At 37.3% G+C, this 19,801-nt stretch carries 16 protein-coding genes; 8 read left to right on the top strand and 8 right to left on the bottom strand.

Going from position 1 to position 19,801, the window contains the following annotated elements; translation table 11 throughout:
- Nucleotides 1–111: 111 nt before the first annotated feature.
- The 5 genes from QM481_RS16840 to QM481_RS16820 form a co-directional block, all read right to left on the bottom strand.
- Nucleotides 112–1,431 (bottom strand): c-type cytochrome, encoded by a 1,320-nt coding sequence (locus QM481_RS16840; RefSeq protein WP_283382566.1) that lies wholly within the window; start codon nt 1,429–1,431, stop codon nt 112–114.
- A 53-nt stretch (nt 1,432–1,484) separates the two neighbouring features.
- A complete protein-coding gene (locus tag QM481_RS16835; protein WP_283382565.1) occupies nt 1,485–2,888 on the bottom strand; it encodes a cytochrome c in 1,404 nt (467 codons plus the stop codon).
- A gap of 224 nt (nt 2,889–3,112) precedes the next feature.
- Entirely contained in the window at nt 3,113–3,553 is a 441-nt protein-coding gene (locus QM481_RS16830; protein WP_283382564.1) for a hypothetical protein, read from the bottom strand.
- Between the two features lie 124 nt (nt 3,554–3,677).
- Nucleotides 3,678–4,988, bottom strand: coding sequence for a BNR repeat-containing protein (locus QM481_RS16825; RefSeq protein ID WP_283382563.1), 1,311 nt, complete (start codon nt 4,986–4,988; stop codon nt 3,678–3,680).
- 61 nt (nt 4,989–5,049) lie between these two features.
- On the bottom strand, nt 5,050–6,030 hold the full coding sequence (locus QM481_RS16820; RefSeq protein WP_283382562.1) for a glycoside hydrolase family 43 protein: 981 nt from the start codon (nt 6,028–6,030) through the stop codon (nt 5,050–5,052).
- A 242-nt stretch (nt 6,031–6,272) separates the two neighbouring features.
- On the opposite strand from QM481_RS16820, the gene QM481_RS16815 reads away from it, so the two are divergent.
- Entirely contained in the window at nt 6,273–8,312 is a 2,040-nt protein-coding gene (locus QM481_RS16815) for a carbohydrate-binding domain-containing protein (protein ID WP_283382561.1), read from the top strand.
- A gap of 600 nt (nt 8,313–8,912) precedes the next feature.
- Here QM481_RS16815 and QM481_RS16810 read toward each other — a convergent pair.
- The 3 genes from QM481_RS16810 to QM481_RS16800 form a co-directional block, all read right to left on the bottom strand.
- Nucleotides 8,913–9,056 carry a hypothetical protein gene (locus QM481_RS16810; RefSeq protein ID WP_283382560.1) on the bottom strand — a complete coding sequence of 48 codons (144 nt, stop codon included), beginning with the start codon at nt 9,054–9,056 and terminating at the stop codon, nt 8,913–8,915.
- Between the two features lie 47 nt (nt 9,057–9,103).
- A complete protein-coding gene (locus QM481_RS16805) occupies nt 9,104–10,309 on the bottom strand; it encodes a sterol desaturase family protein (RefSeq protein ID WP_283382559.1) in 1,206 nt (401 codons plus the stop codon).
- 635 nt (nt 10,310–10,944) lie between these two features.
- Nucleotides 10,945–11,595: a redoxin domain-containing protein gene (locus QM481_RS16800; protein WP_283382558.1), complete on the bottom strand. Its 651-nt coding sequence runs from the start codon at nt 11,593–11,595 to the stop codon at nt 10,945–10,947.
- Nucleotides 11,596–11,952: 357 nt separating this feature from the next.
- On the opposite strand from QM481_RS16800, the gene QM481_RS16795 reads away from it, so the two are divergent.
- The 7 genes from QM481_RS16795 to QM481_RS16765 all read left to right on the top strand — a co-directional run bounded on the left by QM481_RS16795 (nt 11,953) and on the right by QM481_RS16765 (nt 19,754).
- Nucleotides 11,953–13,290, top strand: a complete 1,338-nt coding sequence (locus QM481_RS16795) for a hypothetical protein (RefSeq protein ID WP_283382557.1) — start codon at nt 11,953–11,955, stop codon at nt 13,288–13,290.
- A gap of 104 nt (nt 13,291–13,394) precedes the next feature.
- Nucleotides 13,395–15,053 (top strand): UxaA family hydrolase, encoded by a 1,659-nt coding sequence (locus tag QM481_RS16790; protein WP_283382556.1) that lies wholly within the window; start codon nt 13,395–13,397, stop codon nt 15,051–15,053.
- Between the two features lie 268 nt (nt 15,054–15,321).
- A complete protein-coding gene (locus QM481_RS16785) occupies nt 15,322–16,086 on the top strand; it encodes an SDR family NAD(P)-dependent oxidoreductase (protein WP_166553486.1) in 765 nt (254 codons plus the stop codon).
- Nucleotides 16,087–16,186: 100 nt separating this feature from the next.
- Complete coding sequence (locus QM481_RS16780) at nt 16,187–16,855, top strand: SGNH/GDSL hydrolase family protein (RefSeq protein ID WP_283382555.1); 669 nt, start codon at nt 16,187–16,189, stop codon at nt 16,853–16,855.
- Between the two features lie 53 nt (nt 16,856–16,908).
- Nucleotides 16,909–17,766 carry a fumarylacetoacetate hydrolase family protein gene (locus tag QM481_RS16775; RefSeq protein WP_166553484.1) on the top strand — a complete coding sequence of 286 codons (858 nt, stop codon included), beginning with the start codon at nt 16,909–16,911 and terminating at the stop codon, nt 17,764–17,766.
- Between the two features lie 369 nt (nt 17,767–18,135).
- Nucleotides 18,136–18,963 carry an amidohydrolase family protein gene (locus QM481_RS16770; protein WP_283382554.1) on the top strand — a complete coding sequence of 276 codons (828 nt, stop codon included), beginning with the start codon at nt 18,136–18,138 and terminating at the stop codon, nt 18,961–18,963.
- Nucleotides 18,964–18,971: 8 nt separating this feature from the next.
- On the top strand, nt 18,972–19,754 hold the full coding sequence (locus QM481_RS16765; protein WP_166553482.1) for an L-fucose dehydrogenase: 783 nt from the start codon (nt 18,972–18,974) through the stop codon (nt 19,752–19,754).
- Nucleotides 19,755–19,801 lie beyond the last annotated feature (47 nt).

Below are 19,801 nucleotides of genomic sequence, written 5' to 3'. Positions count from 1 at the left end.
TTTGAAAAGTTTAAACAGCTTCTATATGAAAAATGATTTTGAGTAAGTATGCGGACAAAATTTATTAGATTTTGCCCGCATTTTTTTGGGAAGTTTTCTCCAAAAAACAGACTACTTTTGTTCCAAAATATAGTTGGCTACGTCGTTGATCTCCTGTTCACTCAACCCTAACGCAGGCATCTGTGGATAATCAGGACGTTTTTTGCCAGGCTTTAAAATCCAATCGTGTAATCCTTTGGCATCGTTTTTATAAATACTGACCATTTCCTTGATTGGAGGTCCCACCACTTTTACATCCATGGCATGACAAGCGCTACATTTTGCTTGAAAAATAGCTTCACCAGGATTATCAGAAGCTGGTTTTTCGGCAGGAGCATTTTTCATTTCTTCCGTGGCTTCTTTGACCTCTTTCTTATAAGCAATCGTCTTCGCTTCTACTAATTTTTGGTGCGGTGCTAAAGCCGTGGCACGATAAATATGTCGTCCTGAGCCCATGAACGTGATTGTTAGACCAAGTGTGAGGGCTACTTTCCAGAAATTGTTTGCAATATCTTCGGCTTTTCCAGTAATACCTTTCCAAATCCAATACATAGCTGGTAAAGCAAAGATGACACCTATCCCAATCGTGAAAATTAAGTGCCAACTAAAACCTTTGGTAGGCAAGGTTAGCAACACTACTGGACCAATAATAAACTGTGCTGCCGAAGCGCCAAAGGTTAAAGAATAAGCCTTTTTTCGAATCTCATAGCGTGTGAGTGTGGTGAAGTGACTTTCAAAATCATAGCTTTTTCGACCAAAATACCAGAAAATAAATAATCCTGTAGTACCTAAAGATGCCAATAAGAAGTGGAAATATCTTGGGAATACATTCGGTAATGTCAAGGCATGAGCAAAGCCTTCAATGGTATTCCATTTTTCTGGAAATAGCATTAGATTGACGTTGACCAAAAATATCAATGGAATAAAAAGAAAAATTGCCACAGATAGTCCCATCATCGAGATATGCAAGGCTTTATTATTTTCTAGAATTTTCCAACTGTATTTGTGTGCGTAAGTCAACAAGAAGGCTACAGTGACCAATGGAATTACTGAAATCCAAAAGATACCTGTTAGCGCATTGGCTGAGTAAAAATAAACTGTATATAAGGTATTGATACTCAATAATGGTGCTACGCCTAAGACCACTGCCAAACTCTTATTGACAGTAATAGTCTCAGCAATTTCATGTGCCAATGTATCATAGTCCTTGTTTTTTAGACCCTTTATCTGACTCCAAAGTGTAAGAATACTGCCTCCGACCATCAAATTGACAAATAGAATATGTAACAAAAATGAAAATACCAGCAGTACAATTAAAACCTCCTTTGGTAGGGGTAAATCCAAAGGTAAATCACGAGGAACTGGTGTTTGAAGCAAAATATGATTAAACATGATCGTAAAAGCTAAGTGAATGAAAATTTGAATAAGTTTTATGAATGAGCCAATTACCTCATCGACGTTGCCTGATGGTCAATAGGTGTCCCATCGTCCTGAATATGTTTGATATACTCGACCAAAGCGCTAAGCTCCGCCTCATTGCCAGGGAAAGGAGGCATAAAATATCTTGCATTCTCGATATGCTTGATATAGTTTTTCATTAAATCTCCATTCAGTTTTTCTCCTTCTTTCAAACTATACATATTTTCAAATTTGTCCACCACTGAGTTAATCCCTCGTGTGGTATGGCAGCGACTGCATGAAATCATAAATACTTGTTCGCCAGCCACAAGTTTATTTTCTTCCGTAACTTCTTTGACAGGCGAATAGGTAGCGTGAGCCAAAACACCATCTCTTTTGAAAAGTGGATAGTCTTCTTTTCGCAAAGTATTAGAGTACATATAATTGCCTATCACATAAGGTTTTCGGATAAACTCGCGGATACGTTCAAAAATCCCTGCAAAGCCAAGCATTCCTATTACAGGTAGGATATACACAATGGTTGGAATTTTGAGCTTTGGCTTGAAATAGACTGTTCCAGCAATTAATAATACAGTGGTTAGCGCACCAATAATGAATTTTACCAATAAATCATACCATGATTGAAAATCCATTGTGCCTACAGCTACTGGCAAGTTTCCAATCATCAGTTCTGGAATTTTGAAGTAATAAGCCAAAGCGCCAGCCAAGGTGAATGGAAGCATCAATAACATCCATAAAGCAATCTTTTTGGAAGAATCTTGCTGAAATGATGAGCCGTTTTTTGTAAATAATTTGGTTAAAAACAAGCCAATTGCTCCAGCCATTAAAGCCGCAAGTGGTGTTCTGAAGGCTAATTGTGGGAGGTAAATAGGATTAGTGAATCCAGCAATGAAGGTTTTGTTTTCGACCCAGCTTCCAGTATCCATCATAAAACCCAGAATAGACACAATGATAGACATTGTTATCCATGAGAAAATACTAAGTGCAGCTCCTAGTTTGATGTGCTTGGCTTTGGCTTCAATACTTGCCAAAGAACGCTTCCAAGAAAGATAATACAGTAAAATTAAGACCACTTCGGTTACAAAGACAGTCCATTCTACGAACCAAGCGCCATAAAAAACTCTGATAAGTGAGCCAATATAGGCAGGGTTTACCAAGGACGAGGCAAACCAAATTCCAACACCAGTCATAGCGCCGATGGTGGTGGTTATGATAAAGGCAACTGTCATGAGACGATGCGCCAATTGATCCCATTCGTTGTTTACGATGGCGTTTTTACCGCCCTTTTTGAAGCCTAGATATTCTATCCATGTTACCAAAGGAATAAATCCAACGGCAAGTCCATGATTGATTAATACGTGCAATACGGCGATAATGGCAATAAGAAGCCTGTCGCCCATGAAGTCTAAATGAAATATGGGAAAATCCATCTGTATGTCTATTTTAAATGAATAATTCGGCTACAAAAGGATGTACTTTTTACCACTTCATGCTATTCATGAAGCTGAGGTTTAACAGATTGCAAGTACAATCCTTAGAATTAGCCAATAAATTGTGGTGGTTTCTAGGGGGTATTTGAGGTATTAACAATACCATTCTTCGGCAAACCATTATGATAGTTTGCTAAGCCAAAAGAAACCAAGAAGATAAAAAATTAGACAAAACACGGAGGATGGATAATCCGCTGGTGAAAAAGGTGATGGTAGAGATTATTGTAGGAAAAGTGATTTTCGATTGATAATGATTGATAATTAGGTTTAGGAATGTCTATGCCAACTTTCTCAACAAAAAGATTAAATGCAATCGTAATAGTGGAGGGTCTAGAAGATTTTTGTTCGGTACTAGATTTTTCGTTGTTGTAATCAAGTATCAATTGAAGTTCATGTTTCCATGTTTGTTGCGTCTTGGCAATAGTACTTTCAGTATGTGCTACGCCTTGATTAAATTCTTCGTTGGCAGATAATGAAAAAGCCAGTAAATGAATAATCAAACCTTGGGCAGCCATAATACAGACAATCGCCACTAGTACCGCATTACGAGCGTAACCAGCCTGACATGGCGTTATTTTGTCAATATTAATTCCCAAGTACTTCATGAAGATATTTTATTACGAAGCAAAATTACCACTAGAAAGGTAAGGAAACAAGGTGTTTGTTAGAGATTTTGTGGTAATAATCAAATCGGTTGCTTTCTTTCAGAGAAAACAACCGATTTTTATTTTACAACTTCACCTCAAATACCTGTACCAATTGTGGAGGCGTATTGGTTTTGCCTTCTCCGTCGGCTTGTTCTACAGGCTGAACAAATAAATGTAATTGTTGTTTACTTTTCCATAGCTCAGTATCAAAAGACGGTTCCCACGAACCAACATAAGTATCAGTCAAATCTTTCACTTGCCATTTGGTATGATTCAAATCTGTGTTTACTGCTACTGATGCTTTACTACCTCTTTCTTCGTCTCTGAAAATTACCATTGCTGACAATTTTCCTTTGGCAGACCATGCTACTAATTGCGGACGGGCAATGGGAATTTTTTTGGTACCCATTCCACTCAAACTAAAAGCTTGTGTTCTAAATCCGAGCGATTGTGTATGCCATTTTCCATCAAAATGAATAAGGTGATATTGTGGCACATTACTTCCTTCAGGTCTGAAATAGGTAGCAATGTATGGATTACCCGCTTGGTCAGCAACCATCGAAGTTTGGTTGATTAACTCGCTATTTTGTGGAATTTTGCAAGCATATTCTGCATTAGAGGCATTGATAGGAAGTTGGTATTTTTCTCCTGAAGTTTTCTGCCAAGTTTTCCCGCCATCTTTTGAACAAGCATACGCCATATCGTGATTACTGGCTACGTCGGCACTTTCACGCCACACCCAAGAGATATGGATATTGCTTTTGGCATCAACAAAAGCTTGCCAATAAGCACTTCTTTTACCTTCGCCATCAATCAAATTTTCATGCAACATTGACCATTTACTGGTAGAAATATCATAGCTTTTGACTACCAAATTTCCTTTTCCTGATGCCCCATTTCTGTAAAAGAATAGCAGATTTCCGTTAGGCATTCGGTAAAATTCAGGATAGCTGACACTCTTTTCTGTTTCGCCAGTCATTGAGGTTGGAGCGTCCAATTCTAAAGATAATGGACTTTTACTTTTGGCATAGTGTAAAGGGTGATTATGATGATCCCAAGCGATATGCAAATAGCCCTTGCCATCGACCATAATGCTAATACAATTATGGGCATCTGTAACATTTCCTTTTAGGTCGGTGGTTTTGAGCTCCCAATTTTTGCTGCCTAATTTTCTTTTTCCCAAAACTACGTTTCCTGTTTCGCTGTAATAGGCAATGAATTGGTAGTCTTTGTAGCTAACCAAAGAGTTTTTACGAAAAATAACCGCATTGACCGAATTATTTGCCCAAGCTTTACCAACTGGAATGATCTTTACTGTTTGTGCTCGTAGACTACCACCAATTAGAAAACTTGGTAGCAATAAGCAGATGAATATTTTTTTTAGCAATGACATTTTTACCCGTTTTATATACATGATTTCAGTGAAAAACTGAATTGTGAACTAGCTTCAAATTTTACTTTATTTTCCATTCATTTTGCCACTGAACAAGAGGAATCCCATTTTCGAAAGAAATAGGAAGCCATAAATAGCGACTGTCTTTTAAGTCTTTGGGTTTCCAGCGATCGGCCATAAAGATATATTGATTTTTATTTGAATCCACTGTCAAAATATAAGTTGATTGTCCATCAAAGGTTTTTTCGGCCATAGGACCTCGCATCGGGTCGCCTTCTAATTTCCACGGACCAAAAATAGAACTTGCCGAATGAAGTGTTGCCGCATTGGGATCCCAACCCGTGCATCCGCTGGTGATAAGAAAATATTTACCATCTTTTTTGAAAATCGCTGGTGCTTCGCGGTGTTTGCTAAATAACAGTGTATCTTCTTTGGTAACGTCCAAATAGTCTGATGTCAGTTTTACTACTCGCAAATCATAATTTTCACGAGAAGAATAAATATGATATGCCGAGCCGTCATCGTCGACAAAGAGCGTCATATCTCTCGACATATTACCGTTAGGTCTGAAGCTTTTTAAATAAGTAAATGGTCCAATGGGATTATCGCTGACCGCAATCCCTGCACGAGCTGCCTTGTATCCCTGTCGAGGTAGTTCCAAGTGAAACCACATCACATATTTGTTGGTCTTTTCATTGAAAATCACTTTGGGTCTTTCCATCAAGCCTCCAACCGCAATCTCACTGGTTGTGTCCTTAGATTTGGCCAATGCCACCCCTTTATTTTCCCAATGAATTAAATCTTTAGAACTATAAACTGACACACCTTCTGAGGCAGATTTACCACGAATTTCGCCATACCAGTAGTAGTTTTTTCCATGTTTCAAGAGCCCGCCACCATGCGCATTGATTACTTCCTGATTGGTGTCTTGCCAAACAGCCCCAGGTTTAATGGTAAGGTCAACTCCTTTTTGTTGAACACTTTTACACGCTTGCAAACCAACTGCCATTAGTGCTCCAACTATACAAATCGTTTTTTTCATATTTATTAAAGGTTTTACAATAACAAAAGTAAAAAGTACAATTTCGAGAGATAGGGGAGAGATTCGCCAATTATGGGGGAATATTGCAATAAACAGGGATTTAGTCGACAAAAAACGCCTTTGCTTAGACTCATTCATCAAATAGGTGAAAATCGGGTAACGCTTACTTCAAAAATTGGGTCATTCTTTCTGTATAGGTCTTTATTTATAAAAATCGGTTTAATTATTAATAAACTTAAAACATGTCCGAAACGAAACACCAATACGGAGAGATTATGAATAACAAACATTTAAAATTGGCAGGAAAACTATTTTCTGCTCTACTTCTTTGCCTTTCATTAGTGGCTTGCAATACTACTAGTGATGTTACAGATACTACCATTAATGTAGCAGATATTACTACTAATACGAAAGATACGACCATCACCAATGCCGTTCTGATTAACTACGATGGCACTACTCCAACCATTACCAACAATATTGCGAGTGGCGTAGAGGTATCTGTAACAAATGGCGATGTTGTCGTAAAATCTACCAATACTAGTACACCCATTAGCTATGTGATTTCTGGACAAAGTACCAACGCAAGTCTCAAGATTTATAGTGATGCAGCCTTTAATTTAGTCCTAAATGGTACAAGCTTGGTCAATTCCGATGGTCCTGCGATTAATATTCAATCTAGTAAAAAAGCTACAGTTACTTTAGTGGGAGGCACGATGAACCGTTTAATCGATGGCGCCAATTATGCCACCAGTACCGAAGATCAAAAAGGAACATTCTTTAGTAAAGGGCAGCTCGATATTACTGGTGCTGGAAGTATCTTGATTTATGCTAGTTACAAACACGCTATTGTAAGCGATGGCAATATCAATATTCAAGGAGGAACAATTTCGGTTACGCAAGCTGCCGCCGACGCAATTCATGCCTACAGTAATTTTCAAATGACAGGGGGAAATTTAACCTTGGTTTCGACTGAAAGTGGTGTCGAAGTAGAAGCAGGATATGTTAATATTTCGGGAGGAGCCATGAGTATTACGGCTAGTAGCGATGGGATTACGACAAGTTATACGGGCACAGATGCAAGTATATCACCTTATGTACAAATTAATGGGGGTACACTTACAGTAAATGCTTCTGGTGAGAAAGTGAAGGCAATTAATAGTAATAGCTACCTAAAAATGAATTCATCCACTGCGACAGTCGCCTTATATACTTCAGGGAATGGTTGTAAAGGAATAAAAACGAGCGGTGATTTAACGCTAACTGCAGGTAAACTTACCATTTTGACAGGAGGGGCATCTTATTACAATACCACAGATAAAGCAACAGTTTCGTCTTCTGGTATTAGTTGCGGAGGCAATTTGGCGATTCAAGATGGAACGATTTCAATTAGTAATACTGGGGTAGGTGGTAAAGGAATCATTGTTGATGGGTCGTCAACAGTTGCTGGTGGAACAATTACACTTACAACGTCTGGGGCTACATATACCTATAGCACCTCTGAAACAACCGATGCTAAAGCATTTGTTGGAACGGGTTCAATCGCCATCAACGGAGGCTATTTAACGATCTCCTCTTCAAATGATGCAATTAAATCAGCGGCTTCGGTTACTGTAAATGGCGGTTCGGTAGATATTACCACTTCTGTAGATGGTCTTTCGGCTCCTAAAGTGACCATTAATGCAGGATACATTTCGGTGATTTCAACGGATGACTGCATTTACACAAGTACTACAACCGATGGTACTTCTAACGATGGCAGTTTGCTAAGCATCACAGGCGGAACCGTAATTGTAAGTTCTTCTGGTGGCGAATGTATTGATAGTAATGGTAGCATTGCTCAATCGGGTGGTACAGTGGTAGTCCAAGGCACCACCTTATCAACGACAGTGGCTTTTGATTACAACGGCACTTTCAACATTACAGGCGGAGTATTTATTGCTGGTGGACCCAACAATACATCTGTAGCAAAAGCGACGAGTGCTGGTTCAACTCAGCCAACCGTATTTTTGAAATTTACCGTAGGATACGCAGGTGGAAATCCATTCTCATTGATTGATGCAGGTGGTAATCCTTTGTTTACATTTATCCCAACTCGTGCGGCGTATTATTTTGTCTATTCTTCTCCTACCTTGAAAAATGGAACGACTTATAACGTTTTCTCAGGCGGTGAAAATGGAGGTACAAACATAGGGGGCTATTACAATGGTGGAACTTTCAATGGAGGTATTTCAAGAGGTTCAGTTACTATTTCGGGACAACTCACTACTGCTAGTTTGTAAAGGTTTGAGCACCAAATTAAGTGAATTGTCGAAATTTTTAATATGAATTTTACCTGTAGAGACGCAATGCTTTGCGTCTAAAGCCAATTTCGACCGCACTTTTTCTATTAGTGTGCGACTTAAGTCGCACACTAATAGAAAGAATTTTAAAGACCTCAGTTTTGAGGATGAACTAATTCATAAGGTAGACAAGCAGCTTCTAAAGCGCCTAATAATTTGTTCAACGTTATTCAATTACTTCATAGAGTAAGTAACTCAGCACCGTAGGTGCGAAAGACTTCAATATAGTTGGTATTCTTTCGCACCTACGGTGCTCTAAAATAGCATTCATTAATGTTTACGCTACCAAACTGTCGCTCCTACAGCGCTTTTACCTATGATCGTAATAAAACTTATTACAAATCACCGTGAATTCATACACACAATCCAAAATTCGTACTTAATTATTAATCAAAAAATGCGGTCGAAAAACTAATTTCGACCGCATTTTTTGATGACAAATTCAAACATAATATATCTTTAAAGGTAAGACAATGCGTTTCCATTGATAAGACCTAGTGTAAAAATCACTCATTCACTCAATCTCAATTCACTCAATTTCTAACCCCCAAAATAATGATTTCCAAGAATGATAAGTAAACCAGCATATACCACAGTGACAATTGCCCACATTAAGGATGATTCCAAATAACGAAGTGTTTTGTCAAAAGAGAATTCTTTGCGTAATGATAAAATATATTCCATGACAATAATGAAGTTTATAATGTGAGAAAAAGATTTGTCACTCAAGCTTATCCGAAGATAAGCTTGAAGTATTGGTTTTTAAGGGTTTTGGCAAAAGCAATGATAATCAATCCAATGATCGCTATAGCATAAAATATTTCGGTCGTTGGGTAATTCAATTGAATAAGCACGCCAACAATAAAAAGGCGAATAGCTTCCAAATAGATGATCCAACGTTTTTGCTCTAATAGTGCCCCACAGTTAATTAACGATATTAAGATGAAAAAAGCCCAGAGTATTTGTGAGGTAAGACTAATGCTATCTAAAAAATAAATGATGACAAACAGCCCAATGAGCAACGAAATCATCTGAACGACCACATAAGTGTAAACACGTTTACTGTTATGGTCTTCACTAAACTGAATAATAAATCGTTTCTCTAATTCTTCACGAATGCGAGGGTCTAGTGTCTCAGGTTTACCAAAAATAATCCTGATTCTTTCTTTGAAGGTTTGGGCATGTTTAAAAGCGTATGCCAACTCAATCATATAATGAAAATGTTGCCAGAGAAAACTGTAACTTTTGAGCGGTTTGGTCAAGCCATAAACAGGCTCCTCAGTTTCCTCAGCAAAAGTGCCAAATAGCTTATCCCAAAAGATAAACATATCGCTATAGTTCTTATCTAAATACTGCTCGTTACTGGCATGATGCACACGGTGGTGTGAAGGAGTTACGAAAATATATTCTAAGAAACCCAATTTGCCAACCGTACGAGTATGCGTAAAAAATGGATAAATTCCATGTATCAAAAGCACAATGCTAATCATATCGGCGTTGAAACCTATAATCGGCAAAATCGACCAGAAAAACGTTCTTGCAATAGCCTGAAAAATCGTAATACGCGCCGAAACCGTAAAATTGAATTCCTCACTTTGATGATGTACGATATGCACACTCCACAAAATGTTGACTTCGTGTCCTAATCGGTGGTACCAGTACCACAACAAATCAGTGAGCAGGAGTAGGGCAATCCAAGCAAAAACACCTGATTTTATATCAAAAAAACCAAGATTTTTTTGCAGGTAATCATAGTAAAAGTAGAATATGCCGATGCTAAAACAATCAATCAGACGTTCGGCGATACCTACATTTAAGTTAGCGATGGTATCCTTGAATTTATAAAATTTCTTTCCTTGAACCTTCGAAAGAAAATATTCAAGCCCCATGAAAACTAAAAACAGTGGAATAGCAAATGCCAAATATTTAGTGTGCATAGGATTTTATCAATGAGTTTTGAGTTTGGAGTGATAGTTAAATTTGTTGAGATAGATATACCTATATCAACCATGAGGTACTATAAATTCTATTGAAATGGGTGAAAATCATTTTATGGATATTGGTTAAAAAGACTCTTCCATTGGGCTGCCAGCTAGGGCAATGCCCAATGCCGAGTACAATTCTCCAAAAACAATCTCAATGATTTCACTATAGTTAGGCGGCGGCACTCAAGAAGTATGAAACCACCCATTCTTTGCTTGAAAATGCCACCAGCAATTCTTTATACACGTTGAATGTCTTGGATCACCAACCAATTTTTTCACTTAATAATACTACCTAACAATCAGGTAACCCCCAATAATATACGCTAAATCCAATTAATACAATAATGATGATTACGACTATAGATAGTAAAAATCGTATGCCTAATTCAGATTTGTCTAAAAAATCATCAGTTATGGATTCTGTTGATTTATTCATTATAATCTATAGATTTTATATACAAATAGGTCAAAAAAAATGAATCTTAGTTTGTTAATAAATGGTATTCTACAACGATGAGTTGTGAATAACAATTGTTAACGTAAGTTGCTGATATCCAAACTTTAAGTTTGAAATATGTAAAACCAATCTATGCCGCTAACTCTTGACGAATCACCACAGGAATGTTTTTATTAGCACCGAAAACGGCTGCTAACATTTCGGTAGGTTGAAAGGGTTTGTCAAAATTGACATCAACTGCCGAATAAACTACCTTTTCTTGTGTATTAATAACAATGGTAGCTGGCAAAGGAACCTCTTCAGAAATACCTGAAACATAATCCCAAACTGGATATTGTTCATTGAATAAGCCTAAACTTTGAGCTATTTTTTGCTCAGGGTCTGCCAATAAGTTGAAGCCAATGTTAAAATGTCTTTGAAAGTCTCTAACCTCGTCTGCCTTTGCATTCACAATCACGAGAAGGTTACCACCAATAGCCAAAATCTCTTGGTGTACTTGTTGTAATTTTTCGAGATGTTGAATCCCGTATTCGTTCCATCCTGAAGATAAGAAACTAATTACTAATGGCTTGCGACCAACCAGCTTTTTGAGTTGTACAGGATTTTGATGTATGAAAGTATATGGTAAATTTTGAGCGACCAAATTTTTGTAGTCAAACTCTATTTGATTAATTCTCTTTCCTAATTCAATATTAATAGCAGGTCTAGCAGTTCTTTTGCCTACATATACAGGAAGCGTAGCGTCCCAGTTCAATTCATATCTTTTTTGCGTAGCTAACATATTCTATCTAGGTCTTTATATTGTGATGAGTTGTTATGTCTTGTTTGATGATACAAAGGTATATGCAGTAAGCTATTTATCCTATAAACTTTATAGATTAATTGAAAAATATATTACAAAAGGTGTAAAATAATTACAAATGAATAAAATCATAAATAAACGACATTTTTTAAATATTAATATTTTGCTATATTCTTATAGTACACTATCAAATAACAACAAGTAGTGTATTATGGAATTAATAAATCCAAATAATAAAAATAATAGCGTTGATACAGCTTATCCATCTTTATTTTGGTAATTTGTTTCTAATCAAAATCTAGATAATTAAATGTAATGAAACCTTGATATAACGCCATGAAAACATCAAAATTTGAATCAAACAAATGTATTGCCGTTATCTCGATACATGGCATGGGAGAGCAATCCCCTATGGATACCTTGAGAGGCTTAGTGCAATCTTTGAAAGGAGATGGTGTATTGTTGAATCAACCCGATACTGTATCTAAATCTTATGAACTCAGACGCTACTCATATTTTGAGGACTTATCGAAGTATGACTTTTATGAGTACTACTGGGCAAACCTTATTCAAGAAAAAGGAATTTGGAATGTGATAAGATGGTTGAAATATCTCTTGTGTAAGAAATTCTCAGAGGTACCTAAAAGATTACGAATCCCCTATTTCTTTATATGGATAGCTATTCTTGTAGGAATTGCATATTTGGGGGATTTAGCATATTCAATTAGTTCTGTTTTTGAGATTGATAATGCCTGTAATCTCAAGTTTTTAGGAATTGAAAGTGTAAAATTAATACCTTTCCTTTTTTTCATAATTATTTTAGTTTCTTTATTGGTAACTTCAAAATTGAACCTATATTTTGGTGATGTTGTGAACTATACGATTCCAGCCAAAAATAATATCAATGAAAGGGAAGCAATTAGAAAGAAAGGAATTACGCTTTTCAAAAGTATAATAGATAGGCAAAACCCTAATGGTAGTCCATATTACGATAAAGTGGTGGTGCTTGCACATTCATTGGGAACTATCATAGCTTACGATATTCTTAAGATTATTTGGGCTGAACGACATGATAAAATTTCGTTGCATGATGCAACCGAGCTTATAAAATTTGATAACCTGTCAAGGGAAGCATTAAAAAACCAAGATGTTTCTCAATATCAGCAACTTCAAGATAAGCTGAGAGATATATTGTTAGCCCAAAATATCCAAAAATGTTGGAATGTCTCAGATTTTATTACCCTAGGAAGTCCACTATCTCATGCTAGCTATCTATTGGTAGATTCTCACAACATTTTTAATGAAAGAGTAACTGAGCTCGAGTTTCCTACTTCACCACCCTCACCAAGTGTCGATTCTGAAGGAAGCTTCTATTATTTATCAGATAATACTCAAACATCACACGAGCCTGATTCACCTTCGTATGTTCTTAATCATGGGGCACTTTTTGCTTTGACCAAGTGGACAAATATATACTTTAAACAAGATTTTGTAGGGGGGGCAATAGATTGTTTTGGGAAAGGGATTAGAAATATTGAACTACATCCAGTAGGAATAAAAACTAGGTATGTACCATTCTATGCACACACATCATATTGGGATACTAATCAGGCAGCATCTGTTAATTTACTCAAAAGTATCTTAGGGTTAACTACTAGTAGAGCAAATCAATAAAAGAGATACCTCAATTGATGTTCTTTTTCTAAAACTGATATTTTTAAAGAGTATTTTTTCAAACTTACCCCTTCTTCTAACAGATAACAAAAGAAAGATACACTGTGAAAAGAACATTTTTACAAATAAATCCAACGGACAATGTGTTGGTGGCTCTTTGTGATTTGAAAAAGGGTGAAGAAGTGGTTTTCAAAGGGAAAACAATCATTTTACAAGATGATATCGCTGCCAAACATAAGTTTACTATCGATGATTTAAAGCAAGGTGAGGAGGTAACTATGTATGGTGTGTTGGTGGGTAAAGCACAAATGCCTATCCCTGCTGGTGGACTTATTCATACCTTTAATTTGAAACATGCCTCAGAACCTTTCCAAGGAAAATTAAAAGACTACACTTGGAAAGCTCCCGATGTTTCGGCTTGGAAAAATCGTACTTTTATGGGCTATCATCGTGCTGATGGTCAAGTGGGTACACAAAATTACTGGTTAGTGATTCCATTGGTTTTTTGCGAAAATCGTAATGTGAATATCATGAAGCAAGCATTTTTAAAAGCTTTAGGATATGCACAACCAGATTTGTATCTCGACCAAGTTGGTTCTCTACTCGATGCTTATCAATCAGGTGCGGATATTGATTCTCTAAAAACTTTTCAGTTTCAGCAAAAGAAAACTGATTATCGTCAAAATCGTGTATTCAAGAACGTTGATGGTATTAAGTTCTTAACGCATGAAAGTGGTTGTGGCGAAAATCGTGAAGATTCAGAAAATCTTTGTAATCTCCTTGCAGGCTATTGTGTCAATCCCAACGTAGCAGGTATTACTGTGTTGAGCTTGGGATGTCAGCATTCTCAAGTAAGCATTTTGCAAGAAGCTATTCATAAAATTTCTCCTAATTTTGAGAAACCCCTATATATCCTCGAACAACAGCAAGATTTGGGTTCTGGCGAGTCACAAATGTTGGCGGAAGCTATTCGTCAAACATTTGTCGGTATGATTCAAATCAATGAAATAGAAAGACAGCCTGCGCCTTTGAGCAAATTGAGAGTTGGCGTAAAATGCGGAGGTTCTGATGGTTTTTCAGGTATCTCTGCAAACCCAGCTATTGGTCATACTGCCGATTTGTTGGTAGCCCTTGGTGCCAATGTCATGATTGCGGAGTTCCCTGAGCTTTGTGGAGTTGAGCAAGAACTACAAAACCGTGCTGTGACAGCTGAGGTGGCTGATAATTTTGGGTATTTGATGAAGGAATATGCACGTCGCGCCGAGGCCGTTGGTGCAGGTTTTGATATGAACCCTTCCCCCGGAAATATTAAAGATGGCTTGATTACCGATGCAATTAAGTCTGCTGGTGCTGCTAAGAAAGCAGGTTCGTCGCCTGTAGTAGATGCATTAGGATATGGACAATATTCAAAAAAGGCGGGCTTGAATTTGGTTTGTACCCCTGGTAACGACGTGTTGGCAACCTCTGGCATGGCTGGCGCAGGTGCTACAATCCAGTTGTTTACCACTGGTTTAGGTACTCCTACGGGTAATCCTATTTGTCCAATGGTAAAGCTTTCTACCAATACAAAATTGGCACAAAAACTACCAGAAATCATTGATATCGACTGTGGACCAATTATCGAAGGCGAAAAATCAGTAGAAGAAATGGGCGAGATGGTTTTAGAATATATTATCGGCTTGGCTTCTGGTGAGTACCAAACAAAGGCAATGGAGTTAGGACAAGACGACTTTATGTTCTGGAGAAGAGGCGTAAGCCTTTAAGTAATAATGATGAATAGTGAATTATTTCAGATTTGTGATTTTTGATTTCGGAAATATTACAAAGTTGGATTAGACTTTTTTCATTCAAAATAGATTATGGGCCAAATTAAATTCAAACATTGACCTTTCAGCTAAGGGCTTTCAGCAAAAAAAACATGAAGTCAAGGAAGCTTATTTACCTAATGCCTAAAGCTTATTGCCTAATGCAATTTTTAAGAAATAAAACAATCCATTGGCGATTTCAAACAGCCAAATAAATATACATCTTATGTTTAGTTTATCAGGAAAAGTAGCAGTAGTGACTGGTGGAGGTAGCGGTATTGGTAAGGCTATCTCAGTATTATTTGGAAAGCAGGGAGCATCAGTTCATATTTTAGAGCTCAATGCCTCTGCTGGAGAATCTTCAGTAGCTGAAATAATTGAAGCTGGTGGACAAGCGCAAGTGCATGCTTGTGATGTAAGCAACCAAGCTCAAGTAAGCGAAGTGATCAAAAGTATCGGCAAGGTGGACGTGCTTGTTAACAATGCTGGTATTGCTCATGTGGGTTCGTTAGAAAACTGTGACTCAGAGGCATTTGAAAGGGTGTACAGCGTAAACGTGAAAGGCGTTTATAATACACTTTATGCAGTAGTACCTGTGATGAAGGCAAATGGTGGCGGTGTAATTTTAAACATGGCTTCTATCGCATCATCGATTGGTTTACCAGACCGTTTTGCCTATTCTATGTCAAAAGGTGCGGTACTAACCATGACACTTTCGGTGGCAAAAGACTATATCAAAAATAATATTCGATGTAACTGTATTTCGCCAGCACGTGTACATACGCCATTTGTGGATGGTTTTATTGCTAAAAATTACCCGGGTCGCGAAGAGGAAATGTTTGAGAAACTTTCAGCTACACAGCCAATTGGTCGTATGGCAAAACCAGAAGAGGTAGCTGCACTTGCCTTGTATTTATGTTCTGACGAGGCTTCATTTATTACTGGTACTGACTATCCAATCGATGGTGGGTTTATTCGTTTGAATAACTAAGATGTTGTTTTCCTGTCAAGAAAGGATAAGAGTAATTAAATGGCGTGAGTATTTTGACCCAACACTATAAATCAATTATTCATTAATTATCTCAAAACAGATGCGTAAAACAATTTTTGCCCTTCTTACGGTACTAGCCTTAGCTTCTTTTGTTGCTGACAAACCTAAAAAAGTAATTTTCTTTGGCGATTCTATCACCCAAGCTGGTGTAAAACCAAACGGTTATATAACCCGTATAGGTGAATTATTAACAGGTAAAAACCTTGCTTCAAAATATGAGTTAGTAGGTGCAGGTATCGGAGGAAATAAAGTGTACGATTTGTATCTAAGACTTGAAAGTGATGTATTAGAAAAGAAACCTGATGCCGTTTTTATTTATGTTGGAGTAAACGATGTTTGGCATAAAACCACCTCAGGGACTGGTACGGATCCAGATAAATTCGTAAGATTTTATCAAGCACTTATCGATAAGATTAAAGCAAGTGGCGCTAAAGTCGTATTGTGTACACCTGCGGTTATTGGAGAGAAAAATGATTTTAGTAACCCACAAGATGGCGATATGAATCATTATTCAACCCTAATCCGCAAGTTGGCTGAGAAAAATAGCTTGCCATTGGTCGACCTTAGAAAAGCGTTTTTGGCTTATGACTTAGCCAATAATCCGTCGAATAAAGACTCGGGTATTTTAACAACCGATAGAGTTCACTTGAACGATCTTGGCAACAATACAGTAGCGGAACTTATGCTAGCTGAATTGTTAAAATTGTAATCAAAACTTTTAATTAAATATTTCAACTAATGATTAGTTGAAAAAGTAAAATCATGAAACTAATAAGATTTGGTGAATTTGGTAAAGAAAAACCAGGCGTAATGATCGAAGGAAAACGTTATGATGCCTCTGGTTTTGGAGAAGACTATAACGAACAGTTTTTTGAAAATGACGGTTTAACTCGCTTAGCAGCTTGGTTAGAGTCTAATCAAGGTACTTTGACAGAAGTTTCGGAAGACGTACGTTTGGGTTCATGTGTGGCTCGTCCTTCAAAAATCGTTTGTATTGGTTTAAACTTCGCTGATCACGCTCGTGAAACAGGCGCTGCGATTCCGCAAGAACCTATCATTTTCTTCAAATCAACGACAGCTCTTTCTGGTCCAAACGATGATATTATTATTCCTCGTAACTCGGTAAAGACTGACTGGGAAGTTGAATTGGCATTTGTCATTGGCAAAAAAGCACAATATGTTGACGAATCAGAGGCATTAGATTATGTGGCAGGATATTGCTTACACAATGATGTTTCTGAAAGAGAATTTCAAATCGAAAGAGGAGGTAACTGGTCTAAGGGTAAAGGATGTGATACTTTCGCACCAATGGGACCATTCCTTGCTACGCAAGACGAAATTGAGGATATCAATAATTTGAAAATGTGGTTAACAGTAAATGGAAAGACTTTCCAAAACAGTAACACCGACCAATTGATTTTCAAAATCCCAACATTGGTATCTTATTTAAGTCAATTTATGACCTTACTACCAGGTGATATTATTTCAACAGGAACACCTCCAGGGGTTGGTTTGGGCTTTAACCCACCAATTTATTTGAAAGAAGGCGACGTGGTAGAATTAGGTATCGAAAACTTAGGTTCTTCAAAGCAAGTGGCGAAAAACTGGTCTAGAAATTAATCTGCTTAGAGTATAATTGAAGGCTTTGACCGAGTAAGCGATGGTATTTCGCTAAAAGGTTTGTCCAAATTCACTTACACTTGTATATTCAGTTTTGAAATGTTTCTTTAGAAAATGCTCTAGGCTATTAGCCGTAGGCAGTAGGCAATAGATATTTTCATTCTAGAGCCTATTATGAGAAAAATTAATAATATATCTGTATTGCACATTCACAGTATTCTTCTGATTATGAGTGTATTTTAATAACTGATATACAATTAACTAATAACTTCTCGAAACATTTCAAAACAAAATGTGGTCTCTTAGAATAACTGAGATACCTTTTAGTGAAAATGAACTATAATCATCCTTCAATTAGCTGACAACATTATGAAAATTGATTCGCATCAACATTTTTGGCAATACGACCCTTCTAAACACGAATGGATAAATGATGAAATGAAGAAAATTCGTAAGGATTTTCTACCAGAAGATTTAGCACCAATCCTTCAACAAAACGGTATCGATGGCTGTGTGGCTGTGCAAGCTGACCAATCTGAGGCTGAAACCGATTTTTTGATTGAACTTGCTTCTAAAAATGATTTTATCAAAGGTGTAGTTGGTTGGGTAGATTTGATGGCCGATGATGTGTACGACCGCTTGGAATATTATTCAGAATTTAAAATCGTAAAAGGTTTTCGTCACGTGGTTCAAGGTGAGACTGACCCCGAATTTATGCTTCGTCCTAAATTTAAGGCAGGAATCACTGAGCTTGGCGCGTATGATTTTACCTACGATATTCTGATTTATCATTACCAACTCGACCAAGCTATCCGTTTTGTGAAGTTATTCCCTGAACAAAAATTTGTACTTGACCATATCGCCAAACCAGATATTAAAAGTGGTGAGTATGGAATATGGCAAACTGACATCAAGAAGCTGGCTTTACATCAAAATGTATATTGTAAGCTTTCAGGTATAATTACCGAAGGCGAATGGGAGGGTTGGAAACCTGCTGATTTTAAAGTGTATTTAGAAACCGTACTCAAAGCTTTTGGACCCGAACGCCTAATGTTCGGCTCAGATTGGCCAGTATGTTTGGTTGCAGGTCAATACGAAGAAGTATTGGGCATTGTAACAGATTTTATTGGTAATTTGACTCCATTAGAGCAGAAGAAAATTATGGGTGGTACGGCTCAAAAATTCTATAATCTCTAAATTTCCAAATGAACTTAGGACTTAAAGAAAAAGTCATCATTGTAACTGGTGGTGCAAAAGGTATAGGCGAAGGCATCTCAACGTCTTTGGCTGCTGAAGGAGCTTTTGTAGCGATTGTTGGTCGCAACGAAGAAGATAACCTTCGTACAGTAGAGGCGATTCAAGCAGCAGGTGGTCAGGCATGGTCATTTGTAGCAGAATTAAGCGAGCCTGCCGAGTGTGAGAAAGCGATTAAGGAAATTGCTACTACTTTTGGTCGTATCGACGGATTAGTAAATAATGCTGGTGTAAATGATGGTGTTGGCTTGGAAAGTGGAAACTATGAGCGCTTTATTAAGTCATTACATTCCAACTTGATACACTATTATTTGATGGCACATCATGCATTGCCATATTTGAAAGAATCGAAAGGCTCTATCGTAAACGTGACTTCGAAAACTGCCGAAACTGGTCAGGGTGGAACGTCAGCTTATGCGGCTTCCAATGGTGGACGTAATGCTTTGACTCGTGAATGGGCTGTAGAATTATTGCCATTCGGTATCCGTGTCAACGCTTTAGTGGTAGCTGAATGTTACACACCATTGTACGATAGATGGATCAAATCATTGCCAAATCCAGAAGAAACTTTATCAAAAATTACGGATAAAATTCCATTAGGCAAAAGAATGACCAGTTCTCAAGAAATTGCGGATATGGTATCATTTTTAATTTCTAAACGCTCAAGTCATACCACTGGACAACTCATCCATGTTGATGGAGGATATGTTCATTTGGACAGAGCTTTGATATAGCTTGATACTTAATGCTGAATTATGAGTTTTGAATGTAAATTTTAGTT

Origin of the sequence: Flectobacillus rivi (assembly GCF_030056655.1) — a bacterium.
Taxonomy (GTDB): domain Bacteria; phylum Bacteroidota; class Bacteroidia; order Cytophagales; family Spirosomataceae; genus Flectobacillus; species Flectobacillus rivi.
This window is presented reverse-complemented; position numbering and strand designations above follow the sequence as displayed.